We start from the raw sequence: 12,519 nt of genomic DNA on the forward strand, positions 1-12,519 counted from the left end.
GGCGTTAGTCTGAGGGAGTGCGGCTAATGGGTCAAGGGTGGTTGGTAGAGTTAGTTCCATGGTTTCGTTTCCGCTTGTGGGTGAGCCCCTCGCCCTGGACCTGCTGAACGCGGGGGAGCTGCTCGACGCCCCCGAGGGCCTCGCGGCCTGGATCGGGGAGCAGTCCGGGCGGCTGGAGCCGGTCGGCGCCGTGGGACGGGCCGAGGTGTCCGCCGTACGGGCCGTCCGGGAGGCGGCCGGGCCGGTGCTGGACGCCGTCCGGCAGGGCGGGCCGCCGCCGGAGGGGGCGCTGCGCGCGCTGAACGGTTTCCTCGCCGCCGCCCCCTCGCACACCGAGCTGGCCTGGACGGACGGGGCCGGGCTGACGGCCGCCCCGCGCCGGCCGGCCGACCCGGCGCGGCGGCTGGCGGCGGAGCTGGCGCAGGCGGTGGCGGAGCTGGCGACGGACCCCCGGGTGACGTCGGTCCGCCGCTGCGAGGCGGAGGGCTGCGTGCTGCTGTTCCTCCCCGCGCACCCGCGGCGCCGCTGGTGCGTGGCGTCGGTCTGCGGCAACCGGGCCCGGGTTGCCCGCTACTACGCCCGTCACAAGGAGGCCGGCGCGTGAGCGAGGAGTGGGCGACGCTCGACGAGAGCCGTCGGGCGTTCATGATCAACGCGTTCGAGATCGACATCCTGCCCGGGGTCTGGGGCGACCTGGCGGAGGAGGACAAGGAACTGCCGGTCTCCGCGCTGGCCGCGATGCTGCTCGAACTCGTCGACCGGGGCTGGGTGGAGGTGCGCCGGGTCGCGCCGTGGACCGCCCCCGACGGCACGCCCGGCTGTCAACCGGGCGAGCCGGTCCCGCGTGCGGAGCTGCCCGCGGTGCTGGCCGACCCGGACGCGTGGGAGTACCCGCCGGACGGGGCGGAGTGGATCGGGGCGCTGACCCTGACCGAGACCCCCGAGGGGTGGCGCGTCAACCGCATCGGCCCGGACGAGGCCGGCTACCCGGCCGGCACGTAGCGGTACGGGTCGCTGCGCAGCCCGCGGGAGGTGACCACCACCGTGAACGGGGGCCGCGCCGTGGCCGGGAGGGGCGCCGTCAGGGCGCCCGTCGCCGGGTCCGCGGTGGCCGGGAGGGCGGTGTCGTCCACCGTGAGGCGGGGTTCGGTGAAGCCGCCGCCCTCCACCGTGAGCAGGCCGTCGGCGGCTTCGACGTGGGTGATGACCGGGTTGGCGCGGGTGGCCAGCTTGTTCACCAGGTAGGCCCCCGCCGGGGCGCCGGTCAGGGCCCAGATCTCGGACGGCAGCCGCGGGAGTCCCGCGCGCACGTCGGAGAGGAAGAACAGGACGACGTAGAGCATCGTGACGCCGCTCAGGACCACGTACTGGAGGTCCACGAGGTCGGTGCGGCCGCTGTCGTTCGCGATCAGTTCGCGCAGCGGGCGCCGGCCGGTGGCGGTGGGCCGCGGCGCCGGTTTGGCCAGGGTGCCGCTCTCCACCCGCATCCCGACGACCGTCTTCGCCGCGATCAGGGCCACGTAGGGGCCGCCGAGCAGCGGGAGGTAGACGGAGGTCAGGGAGGACAGGGGGCCGTCCGGGCCGTCGAAGTACCGTACGCCGCCGCCCGCGGTCAGCCCGTACCCGAGGATCGAGACCAGCAGCCAGACCAGGATCAGGGTCCAGGCCAGCGCGAGGGCGGTGGAGGTGGAGAGCCGGCCGTCGCGGCCGGTCACCGCGCCCGGCCGGCGGTACAGGCGCAGGCCGGCGGGGCCGGCCAGCGCGGCCAGTAACACCAGTGCGCAGAGTGCGGATGCCATGTCGTCCCCCCGGGTGCGGTCCAGGGGAAGAGGGTCACCCAATGGGTCCGGGCATGACAAGTCTGCCGGGTGGCGGCTACTCCTGTTCCGGCAGCACCGGGAACCGTCGCGGCGCCACCAGCAGCAGCACCAGCAGGGCGGCCACGGCGGCGGCCGTCGCGCCCAGGAAGATGTGGTCCACGGCCGCCGCGACCGCCGAGCGCAGGTGGTCCGAGGCGGCCGGGGTCAGGGAGCCCGGCTCGGCCAGGGCCCGTGACACGTCGTCGAGCCGCTCCGGGGACCCCGCGGCCGGTGAGTCCGCCAGCCGGGCGGCGACGGTCGCGTTGGCCACCGCCCCCAGCAGCGCGGCCCCCACGCTCTGCCCGACGGTGCGGCAGAAGAGCACGGAGGCCGTCGTGGTGCCCCGCTCGGCCCAGCCCACCGTGGACTGCACGCCGACGATCAGCGGCAGCTGGAACAGCCCGAGGGCGGCGCCCAGCAGCAGCATGACGAGTGCGGGCTGCCACGGCCGGGCGGGATACGGCAGCAGGGTGAAGGCGAACAGGATGACCGCCGCGAGGGAGATGCCGAGGACGGCGGTGTCACGGAAGCCGATGCGCCGGTAGACGTGCTGGCACAGGGCGGCCGACAGCGGCCAGCTCAGGGTCATCAGCGCCATCACGAAGCCGGCCCCCACCGGCCCGAGGCCGAGCACGGACTGCGCGTAGGTCGGCATGAACACCATCGGGGCGACCATCAGCAGCCCGAGCGCGCCGAGCGCCAGGTTGACGGCGGCGATGGTGCGCCGGCGCCACACCCAGCCCGGCAGGATCGGCAGGGCCGCCCGCCGCTCGATCCGGACCACCACGGCGGCCAGGACCGCGCTCGCGCCGAGCAGCCCCAGCGAGGGCGCCGACAGCCAGGGCCAGGCGACCCCGCCCTGCACCAGCGCGGAGAGCAGCAGCCCGCCGCAGGCGAAGACGCCGAGGGCCCCGGCCCAGTCGACCGGGCCCCGGCGGCCGGGGGAGCGTACGGGCTCCACGAGGTGGCGGGCGGTCAGCCACAGGGCGAGCCCGGCGAGCGGCACGTTGATCAGGAAGGTCCAGCGCCAGCCCGCGTAGGCGGCGAGCAGACCGCCGAGGGCCGGGCCGATCAGGGAGGAACTCGCCCACACGGTGGTCATCCGGGCCTGTATGCGCGGGCGGTCCCGGAGCGGGTAGAGGTCGGCGGCCAGGGTCTGCACGGTGCTCTGCAGGGCGCCGCCGCCCAGCCCCTGGACGATCCGGAAGGCGATCAGCGCGGCCATGTTCCAGGCGGACGCGCACAGCACGGAGCCGAGGAGGAAGAGGGCCGTCCCGAAGAGGAGCACGGGCTTGCGGCCGAGGGTGTCGCTCAGCCCGCCGTAGACGGGGAGGGTGACGGTGACCGCGAGGAGGTAGCCGGAGAAGAGCCAGGTGAAGACCGAGAACCCGCCGAGGTCCCCGACGATCTGGGGGACGGCGGTGGAGACGATCGTGCTGTCCAGGGCGACCAGGGCCATGTTCAGCATCAGCGAGACCACGACGGCGGTGGGCGGGCGCTTTCGCGCACCGGCCGCGGCGGCGGTCGCGGGAGCGGCCGCGGCGGGAACCCCGCCCGCGGACGGACCTGCGGCCGCCGCCGGTGTTCCCCGCCCCGCGGCGTCCGCCCCGCTCTTCCCTGACCCCACCCTGTCCCCCTCGTCGGCGGACAACACCATCTCACCGGGGGTGCGATCCCCGGTATCCCCTACACCGGATCGCCCGAAGGGTGGACATCCCCTAGGGGTGTCTCCCCACAAGGGGGCAGGGGACTTTCGTCCCGGCGGATGAGGCCGAAGGTCCCCCGGCGTCCTTAACTGGTTCCTACGGAAGGGGCCGTGGGGGTGGGGTTAACCCCCCGGTGGATACGGCGAAGGGCACCAGGGCGCCGGACACCCCCCGCACCGCAGACTTCACGGCGGCGACGCATTCAGGCGCGCAGACGAAACACAACGGGGGAGAACACCGTGACAACGGCGATGACCGAAACCAGGCACGGAGGGACCGGTGGCCAGAGCACCGTCGCGGCCCGGGCGCGCGAGGTCGTCAAGGCCTACGGCTCCGGCGAGACCCGTGTCGTCGCCCTGAACGCCGTCGACGTGGACGTCCACCGCGGCCAGTTCACCGCGATCATGGGCCCCTCGGGCTCGGGCAAGTCCACCCTGATGCACTGCCTGGCCGGGCTGGACACCGTCACCAGCGGACGGATCGAGCTCGACGGCACCGAGATCACCGGGCTGAAGGACAAGAAGCTCACCCAGCTCCGCCGCGACAAGATCGGGTTCATCTTCCAGGCCTTCAACCTGCTGCCGACGCTGAACGCCCTGGAGAACATCACCCTCCCCATGGACATCGCGGGCCGCAAGCCCGAGCCGCAGTGGCTGGAGCGGGTCGTCGAGACGGTGGGCCTCGCCGGCCGCCTCAAGCACCGCCCGACCGAGCTCTCCGGCGGCCAGCAGCAGCGCGTGGCGGTCGCCCGCGCGCTGGCCGCGCGTCCGGCGATCATCTTCGGCGACGAGCCGACCGGAAACCTGGACTCCCGGGCCGGCGCCGAGGTCCTCGGCTTCCTGCGCCGGTCGGTGGACGAGCTGGGCCAGACCATCGTGATGGTCACCCACGACCCGGTCGCCGCCTCCTACGCGGACCGCGTCATCTTCCTGGCGGACGGCAGCATCGTCGACGAGATGTACGCCCCCACCGCCGAGCAGGTCCTCGACCGCATGAAGGACTTCGATGCGCGCGGGCGGACCTCGTGACCGTCATGAAGACCGCGCGTCGCAACTTCTTCGCGCACAAGGGCCGGATGGCGCTCTCCGCCATCGCCGTACTGCTCTCCGTCGCCTTCGTCTGCGGCACGCTGGTGTTCACGGACACCATGAACACCACCTTCGACAAGCTGTTCGCGGTCACCAGCTCCAACGTCACCGTCAGCCCCAAGGCGCCGGCCGAGGGCGAGGAGAACCAGAACCGCGGCAAGCCGCAGGTGCTGCCCGCCTCGGCCGTGGAGAGCGTCCGCGCGGCCGCGGGCGTCAAGTCCGCGGAGGGCGGCGTCTTCTCGACCGCCGTCACGGTCGTCAACTCCAAGAACGAGAACATGGGGTCGAGCACCGGCGCCCCGACCATCGCGGGCAACTGGACCGAGAACGAACTCAAGTCCATGAAGATCACCTCCGGCCGGGCCCCGCGCGGCCCCACCGAGGTGATGATCGACGCCGACACCGCCGAGAAGCACCACCTGGCGCTCGGGGACGAGCTGCGCACCATCGCCGTCACCGGTGACATCCGTACGAAGATCAGCGGCATCGCCTCCTTCACGGTCACCAACCCGGGCGCGGCCATCGTCTACTTCGACACCGCCACCGCGCAGGACAAGCTCCTCGGCGCGACCGGCGTGTTCACCCACGTCAACGTCACCGCCAAGGAAGGCGTCAGCGACGAACAGCTCAAGAAGGACGTGGCGGCGGCCATCGGCGCGGACACGTACAAGCTGCAGACCGCCAAGGAGGCCGCGGCCGAGAACAAGAAGGACATGGGTTTCCTCGACGTCATGAAGTACGTGATGCTCGGCTTCGCCGGCATCGCCTTCCTCGTCGGCATCTTCCTGATCTTCAACACCTTCTCGATGCTGGTCGCCCAGCGGACCCGCGAGATCGGCCTGATGCGCGCCATCGGCTCCGACCGCGGCCAGATCAACCGGTCCGTTCTCGTCGAGGCCTTCCTGCTCGGTGTGGTCGGCTCGCTCGCCGGAGTCGCGGCGGGCGTGGGCCTGGCCGTCGGCCTGATGAAGCTCATGGGCCAGATGGGCATGCACCTGTCCACCGACGACCTGACCGTCAAGTGGACGACCCCGGTCGTCGGCCTGCTCCTCGGCATCATCGTCACCGTCGTCGCCGCCTACATCCCGGCCCGCCGGGCCGGCAAGGTCTCCCCGATGGCCGCCCTGCGCGACGCCGGCACCCCCGGCGACCGCAAGGCCGGTACCGTCCGCGCGGTCCTCGGACTGGTCCTCACCGGGATCGGCGGCGCGGCCCTGTTCCTCGCCGGCGCCGCCGAGAAGGCCTCGGCCGGATCGCTGTGGCTGGCCCTGGGCGTGCTCTTCACCCTCATCGGCTTCATCGTGATCGGCCCGCTGCTGGCCGGCGTGGTGGTACGGGTGCTCGCCGCCCCTGTGCTGCGGCCCTTCGGCTCCGTGGGCCGGCTCGCCGAACGCAACGCGCTGCGCAACCCGCGCCGTACCGGCGCCACGGCCGCCGCGCTGATGATCGGACTGGCGCTGGTCGCCTGCCTGTCGGTGGTCGGCTCCTCGATGGTGGCCTCGGCCACCGACGAGCTCGACCGGACGGTGGGCGCCGACTACATCGTCAGCTCCCAGACCGGACAGCCGGTCATGCCGCAGGCCGAGGAGGCCCTGCGCGCCGTCAAGGGCCTGGACCACGTCACGGCCTACCGCGAGGTGGACGCCAAGGTCACCGCGCCCGACGGGAGCAGCCTGCAGACCGGCCTGAGCGTCACGGACCCGACGTACGCCCAGGACGTGCGCCGCAAGACGACCGCCGGGGCGCACAAGGACGCGTACGCGCCCGGCTCCATGTCGGTCGGTTCGCTCTACGCCGACCAGCACCACGTCAAGATCGGCGACGAGATGACGGTCGCCTTCACCGGGGGCAAGACGGTCCGGCTGAAGGTCGCCGCGATCACCTCGGACGAGGGCAACCTCGACAAGGGCGTGAAGTACATCAGCACCGCGACCGCCGAGGCGAACCTCCCGGCCGACCAGCTGGCCCGCCCCTTCATGCTGCTGGCCAAGGCCAAGCCGGGACAGGCCGACGAGGCCTACACGGCCCTCAAGGCGGCCATGGCCGGGTACCCGCAGTACAAGGTGCTCAACCAGACCGACTACAAGCAGGACCTCAAGGACCAGGTCGGGCAGCTGCTCAACATGGTCTACGGCCTCCTCGCGCTCGCGATCATCGTCGCGGTGCTGGGCGTCGTGAACACCCTGGCCCTCTCGGTGGTGGAGCGGACCCGCGAGATCGGCCTGATGCGCGCCATCGGCCTCTCCCGCCGCCAGCTGCGCCGGATGATCCGTCTGGAGTCGGTGGTCATCGCCCTCTTCGGCGCCCTGCTGGGCCTGGGGCTGGGCATGGGCTGGGGCGCCACCGCGCAGCAGCTCCTCGCCCTCCAGGGCCTGAAGGTGCTGGAGATCCCGTGGCCGACGATCATCGGTGTCTTCGCCGGCTCGGCCCTGGTGGGCCTGTTCGCCGCACTGGTCCCGGCCTTCCGGGCGGGGCGGATGAACGTACTGAACGCGATCGCCAGCGAGTAGTCGGCGCGGACCGGTCGTACGGGGGGAAAGAACGGGGGGGACAACGGGGGAACCAACGGGGGAGACACGGGGGAAGCGCGCCGGCCCCGGCCCGTCCGCGAGGACGGGCCGGGGCCGGCGTACGTCCGGGTCCGGCTCAGGCCACCCGTTGGAGCAGGACGACCCCGCCCGCCTCGCCCACCAGGACGAACCGGGACCCCGGATGCAGCCGCGCGGCGTAGTCGACCGGGTCCTGCCCGGCCCAGCCGGAGGAGTTGTCGAAGGTCAGGTAGGCGGGGAGCACGCCCCGGGTGTTGCCGATCCAGAAGACCCGGCAGCGCGAGGCCAGCCGGCTCAGCACGCCGATGTCGGCCTCCACCCCCGCCCCGTCCGGGATCCGCGCGAGCAGCTTCTCCACGGCGGCCACCCGGGCGGGCTTGCGGTAGGTGTCCCGCTCCCCGAGCCGGGCCAGCGGCAGGCTGGTCGCGCTCAGCGCCAGGGCCGCGGCGAGCACGGCGGCGGGCAGCTGGTGGGCGTACGAGCGCAGCCACGGCCGCCGGTCGCGCCGGACGGTGTCCAGGGCGTCGGCCAGGGCGAGGAAGACGACCGGCATCAGGACGGCGCTGTAGTGGAAGTCGGTGGACCAGAAGTACGGGTCGCTCGACACGAACCGCCAGCCGAGGGTGGGCACGGCCACCAGCAGCAGCGGGGAGCGCAGCGCCAGCAGCCCGGTGGTGGGCACCAGCAGCCAGGCGAGGGTGGCGAGCTTCGTGCCGTACCCCTGGAAGGGGCCGCCGCCCTTGCCCATCTTCTCCCAGTAGGTGTACCCGTCCAGGGCGAAGCCGGGTATCACCACGGTGAAGACCAGGACGGCCACCACCACCCCGGCCACCGCGACGGCGAGCGCGAGCCGGGCGGCCCGCCGGTCCGCGCCCCTGGCCCGCCAGGCGACCACCAGCGCCAGCGCCGCCACGGTGGCCCCGAGGTCCTCCTTGACCAGCAGCAGCGGCAGCGCCCACAGCAGCGCGGCCCGCCACCGGCGCGCGAGCAGCGCCTCCAGCGCGAAGGCCAGCAGCGGCACCGCGAAGCAGACCTCGTGGAAGTCGAAGTCGACGGTCCGCTGGAGCCCCCAGGACAGCCCGTACGCCGCCCCGACCGCGAGCCCGCGGGCGTGCCCGAGGAGGCGGGACGCGGCCCGGGTGACCGGCAGCGCGGACAGCGCGAGCAGCGCCGCCTGCACCACGAGCAGGGTGACCGGGCTCGGGAAGACCCGGTAGAGGGGGCCGATCAGGGCGATGACGGGGCTGAAGTGGTCGCCGAGGACGAGGGCCCCGGGGCCCTTGAGGTCCACCACCGGGGCCCGGAAGTGGGCGTAGGCCCTGACCGCCTGCTCGAAGATCCCCAGGTCCCAGGAGGACTCCTCCATCCGCCGGTGGCGGCAGACGGAGAGCGTCGCGTACGCCAGGAACAGCGCGCAGACCAGTGCGTACGGGGCCGCGCGTACGGCCCGCGCCGCCAGGCGGGTCCGCCCGGCGGCGGGCGGGCGGGCGTAGGCCGGAGGGGAGGGCGCGGCGGGTCCGCCCGCGGGCTCCTCGGCGGTCTGGGGGCTCCCGGACGTGGACATAAGGACAGATTGTCATCCCGGAGTGGAGCGGGTCGCTCCGGCCCCTCACCCGTGCGGAGGCCGCAATCCCCCGCGCGGGCGTCACACCCGCGTCGTAGGGTGGGAACCCCCGGCCCGTTCACGTGTCGGGTCCTTCGCGTTGCCCCTCGACGCCTCCACACCCTTCCCTCAGGACGGAAAGCCGCCTTCATGAGCCTGCACGGACTGCTCGACGCCGTCACCCGGGACCCCGCCCTCGCCGAGGCGGTCACGGCGGCCGGGGACGGCAACCGCATGCACGTGGACCTCGTCGGTCCGGCCGCCGCGCGGCCCTTCGCGATCGCCGCGCTGGCCGCCCGTACGCAGCGGACCGTCCTCGCGGTCACCGCCACCGGGCGGGAGGCCGAGGACCTGGCCGCCGCGCTGCGCTCGCTGCTGCCGGCCGACGGGGTGGTGGACTACCCCTCCTGGGAGACGCTGCCGCACGAGCGCCTCAGCCCGCGCAGCGACACCGTCGGCCGCCGCATCGCGGTACTGCGCCGGCTCGCGCACCCGAGCAAGGACGACCCGGCCGCCGGTCCCGTCTCGGTGGTCGTCGCCCCCATCCGTTCCGTGCTCCAGCCGCAGGTCAAGGGGCTCGGGGACCTGGTGCCCGTCAGCCTGCGCCAGGGCCAGAGCACCGACCTCGGGGAGGTCACCGAGGCGCTCGCGGCGGCGGCGTACGCGCGCGTCGAGCTGGTCGAGAAGCGCGGCGAGTTCGCCGTGCGCGGCGGCATCCTCGACGTGTTCCCGCCCACCGAGGAGCACCCGCTGCGCGTGGAGTTCTGGGGCGACGAGGTCGAGGAGATCCGCTACTTCAAGGTCGCCGACCAGCGCTCCCTGGAGATCGCCGAGCACGGCCTGTGGGCCCCGCCCTGCCGGGAGCTGCTGCTGACCGACGAGGTGCGCGAGCGGGCGGCGGCGCTGGCCGAGGCCCACCCGGAACTGGGCGAACTGCTGCACAAGATCGCCGAGGGGATCGCGGTCGAGGGCATGGAGTCCCTCGCGCCGGTCCTCGTCGACGACATGGAACTGCTGATCGACGTACTGCCCGCCGGGGCCATGGCCGTGGTCTGCGACCCGGAGCGGGTACGGACCCGGGCCGCCGACCTGGTGGCGACCTCCCAGGAGTTCCTGATGGCCTCCTGGGCCGCCACCGCGGGCGGCGGCGAGGCCCCCATCGACGTCGGCGCGGCCTCGCTGCGCGGCATCGCCGACGTCCGCGACCACGCCCGAGAGCTCGGCATGATGTGGTGGTCGGTCTCCCCCTTCGCCGCCGAGGACGTCGACCTGGCGGGCGGCGACACCCTCAAGCTGGGGATGCGCGCCCCCGAGGCCTACCGCGGCGACACCGCCCGGGCGCTCGCCGACACCAAGGGCTGGATCGCCGACGGCTGGCACACCGTCTACCTCACCGAGGGCCACGGCCCGGCGGCACGCACCGTGGAGGTGCTGGGCGGCGAGGGCATCGCGGCCCGCCTGGAGGCCGACCTGCCGGCCCTGGAACCGGGCGTCGTGCACGTCTCCTGCGGCTCCCTCGACAACGGCTTCGTCGACCCGGCCCTGCGCCTGGCCGTCCTGACCGAGACCGACCTCACCGGGCAGCGCACCGCCACCAAGGACCTCGGCCGGATGCCGACCCGGCGCCGCAAGTCCGTCGACCCCCTCACCCTGGAGGTCGGCGACTACATCGTCCACGAGCAGCACGGCGTCGGCCGCTACATCGAGATGGTGCAGCGCACCGTCCAGGGCGCCACCCGCGAGTACCTCCTCGTCGAGTACGCCCCCGCCAAGCGGGGCCAGCCCGGCGACCGCCTCTACATCCCCACCGACCAGCTGGAGCAGGTCACCAAGTACGTCGGCGGCGAGGCCCCCACCCTGCACCGGCTCGGCGGCGCCGACTGGACCAAGACCAAGGCGCGCGCGAAGAAGGCCGTCAAGGAGATCGCCGCCGACCTCATCAAGCTCTACAGCGCCCGCATGGCGGCCCCCGGCCACACCTTCGGCCCGGACACCCCCTGGCAGCGCGAGCTGGAGGACGCCTTCCCGTACGCGGAGACCCCCGACCAGCTCACCACCATCGCCGAGGTCAAGGAGGACATGGAGAAGTCCGTCCCCATGGACCGGCTGATCTGCGGCGACGTCGGCTACGGCAAGACGGAGATCGCCGTCCGCGCGGCCTTCAAGGCGGTGCAGGACGGCAAGCAGGTCGCCGTCCTCGTCCCCACCACCCTGCTCGTGCAGCAGCACTTCGGGACCTTCTCCGAGCGCTACAGCCAGTTCCCCGTCAACGTGAAGGCGCTGTCCCGCTTCCAGTCCGACACCGAGTCCAAGGCCACCCTTGAGGGGCTGAAGGAGGGCTCGGTCGACGTCGTCATCGGCACCCACCGCCTCTTCTCGCAGGAGACGAAGTTCAAGGACCTCGGCCTGGTCATCGTCGACGAGGAGCAGCGCTTCGGCGTCGAGCACAAGGAGCAGCTGAAGAAGCTGCGCGCCAACGTGGACGTGCTGACGATGTCCGCGACGCCGATCCCGCGCACCCTGGAGATGGCGGTGACCGGCATCCGCGAGATGTCGACCATCACCACCCCGCCCGAGGAGCGCCACCCGGTCCTGACCTTCGTCGGCCCGTACGAGGAGAAGCAGATCGGCGCGGCCGTGCGCCGCGAACTGCTGCGCGAGGGCCAGTGCTTCTACATCCACAACCGGGTCGAGTCCATCGACCGGGCCGCCGCCAGGCTCCGCGAGATCGTGCCCGAGGCGCGCATCGCGACCGCCCACGGGCAGATGTCCGAACAGGCCCTGGAGCAGGTCGTCGTGGACTTCTGGGAGAAGAAGTTCGACGTGCTCGTCTCGACGACGATCGTCGAGTCCGGCATCGACATCTCCAACGCCAACACCCTGATCGTGGAGCGCGGCGACAACTTCGGCCTCTCCCAGCTGCACCAGCTGCGCGGCCGCGTCGGGCGCGGGCGCGAGCGCGGGTACGCGTACTTCCTGTACCCGCCGGAGAAGCCGCTGACGGAGACCGCGCACGAGCGGCTCGCGACGATCGCCCAGCACACCGAGATGGGCGCCGGCATGTACGTGGCGATGAAGGACCTGGAGATCCGAGGCGCGGGCAACCTGCTCGGCGGCGAGCAGTCCGGACACATCGCGGGCGTCGGCTTCGACCTGTACATCCGGATGGTCGGCGAGGCCGTGGCCGACTACCGGGCCGCCATCGAGGGCGGGGCGGAGGAGGAGCCGGCGCTGGAGGTCAAGATCGAGCTGCCGGTCGACGCGCACGTCCCGCACGACTACGCGCCCGGCGAGCGGCTGCGCCTGCAGGCCTACCGGTCCATCGCCTCGGCGAACTCGGAGGCCGACATCAAGGCGGTGCGCGAGGAGCTCACCGACCGCTACGGCAAGCTGCCCGAGCCGGTGGAGAACCTGCTGCTGGTGGCGGGACTGCGGATGCTCGCGCGGGCCTGCGGGGTCGGCGACATCACCCTCCAGGGGCCCAACATCCGCTTCGGGCCGGTGGAGTTGCGCGAATCGCAGGAGCTGCGGCTCAAGCGGCTCTACCCGGGGACGGTGCTCAAGCCCGCGACCTCGCAGGTGCTGGTGCCGCGCCCGAAGACGGCCCGGGTGGGCGGGAAGCCGCTGGTCGGGCGTGAACTCCTCGCCTGGACCGGGGAGTTCCTCACCACGATCCTCGGCTCCTAGGCAGCCCGGCCGGCCGGGCTGCCTATC

The 12,519-nt window shown here is 73.0% G+C and carries 8 protein-coding genes; 5 read left to right on the forward strand and 3 right to left on the reverse strand.

Annotated features, from left to right (window positions below):
* The first annotated feature begins 58 nt into the window (after positions 1–58).
* Together SLAV_RS22375 and SLAV_RS22380 are read left to right on the forward strand one after the other, a co-directional pair.
* Positions 59–604 (forward strand): CGNR zinc finger domain-containing protein, encoded by a 546-nt coding sequence (locus SLAV_RS22375; RefSeq protein WP_030231908.1) that lies wholly within the window; start codon positions 59–61, stop codon positions 602–604.
* Complete coding sequence (locus tag SLAV_RS22380) at positions 601–1,002, forward strand: hypothetical protein (RefSeq protein ID WP_030231905.1); 402 nt, start codon at positions 601–603, stop codon at positions 1,000–1,002. The genes SLAV_RS22375 and SLAV_RS22380 overlap by 4 nt, the downstream gene beginning before the upstream one ends.
* Here SLAV_RS22380 and SLAV_RS22385 read toward each other — a convergent pair.
* Entirely contained in the window at positions 984–1,799 is an 816-nt protein-coding gene (locus SLAV_RS22385; RefSeq protein ID WP_234333666.1) for a hypothetical protein, read from the reverse strand. The genes SLAV_RS22380 and SLAV_RS22385 overlap by 19 nt on opposite strands.
* Positions 1,800–1,875: 76 nt before the next feature.
* Positions 1,876–3,516, reverse strand: coding sequence for an MFS transporter (locus SLAV_RS22390; RefSeq protein ID WP_078950394.1), 1,641 nt, complete (start codon positions 3,514–3,516; stop codon positions 1,876–1,878).
* Between the two features lie 300 nt (positions 3,517–3,816).
* On the opposite strand from SLAV_RS22390, the gene SLAV_RS22395 reads away from it, so the two are divergent.
* Both SLAV_RS22395 and SLAV_RS22400 read left to right on the forward strand, forming a co-directional pair.
* A complete protein-coding gene (locus SLAV_RS22395; protein WP_388096921.1) occupies positions 3,817–4,593 on the forward strand; it encodes an ABC transporter ATP-binding protein in 777 nt (258 codons plus the stop codon).
* Positions 4,590–7,163, forward strand: a complete 2,574-nt coding sequence (locus SLAV_RS22400; protein WP_030231895.1) for an ABC transporter permease — start codon at positions 4,590–4,592, stop codon at positions 7,161–7,163. Before SLAV_RS22395 ends, SLAV_RS22400 begins: the two co-directional genes overlap by 4 nt.
* Before the next feature lie 136 nt (positions 7,164–7,299).
* On the opposite strand, the gene SLAV_RS22405 is transcribed toward SLAV_RS22400, so the two are convergent.
* On the reverse strand, positions 7,300–8,766 hold the full coding sequence (locus SLAV_RS22405) for a DUF2079 domain-containing protein (RefSeq protein ID WP_030231891.1): 1,467 nt from the start codon (positions 8,764–8,766) through the stop codon (positions 7,300–7,302).
* A gap of 189 nt (positions 8,767–8,955) precedes the next feature.
* Between SLAV_RS22405 and mfd the strand changes: the two genes are divergently transcribed.
* Positions 8,956–12,492 (forward strand): transcription-repair coupling factor, encoded by a 3,537-nt coding sequence (gene mfd, locus SLAV_RS22410; RefSeq protein ID WP_030231888.1) that lies wholly within the window; start codon positions 8,956–8,958, stop codon positions 12,490–12,492.
* Positions 12,493–12,519 lie beyond the last annotated feature (27 nt).

The organism is Streptomyces lavendulae subsp. lavendulae, assembly GCF_002803845.1.
GTDB classification, from domain to species: Bacteria; Actinomycetota; Actinomycetes; order Streptomycetales; family Streptomycetaceae; genus Streptomyces; species Streptomyces lavendulae.

Excerpts from the sequence above, each read along its gene's own strand:
- SLAV_RS22375 (WP_030231908.1), top strand. The coding sequence starts at position 59 with ATGGTTTCGTTTCCGCTTGTGGGTGAGCCCCTCGCCCTGGACCTGCTG.
- SLAV_RS22385 (WP_234333666.1), bottom strand. The coding sequence starts at position 1,799 with ATGGCATCCGCACTCTGCGCACTGGTGTTACTGGCCGCGCTGGCCGGC.
- SLAV_RS22390 (WP_078950394.1), bottom strand. The coding sequence starts at position 3,516 with ATGGTGTTGTCCGCCGACGAGGGGGACAGGGTGGGGTCAGGGAAGAGC.
- SLAV_RS22395 (WP_388096921.1), top strand. The coding sequence starts at position 3,817 with ATGACCGAAACCAGGCACGGAGGGACCGGTGGCCAGAGCACCGTCGCG.
- SLAV_RS22405 (WP_030231891.1), bottom strand. The coding sequence starts at position 8,766 with ATGTCCACGTCCGGGAGCCCCCAGACCGCCGAGGAGCCCGCGGGCGGA.
- mfd (WP_030231888.1), top strand. The coding sequence starts at position 8,956 with ATGAGCCTGCACGGACTGCTCGACGCCGTCACCCGGGACCCCGCCCTC.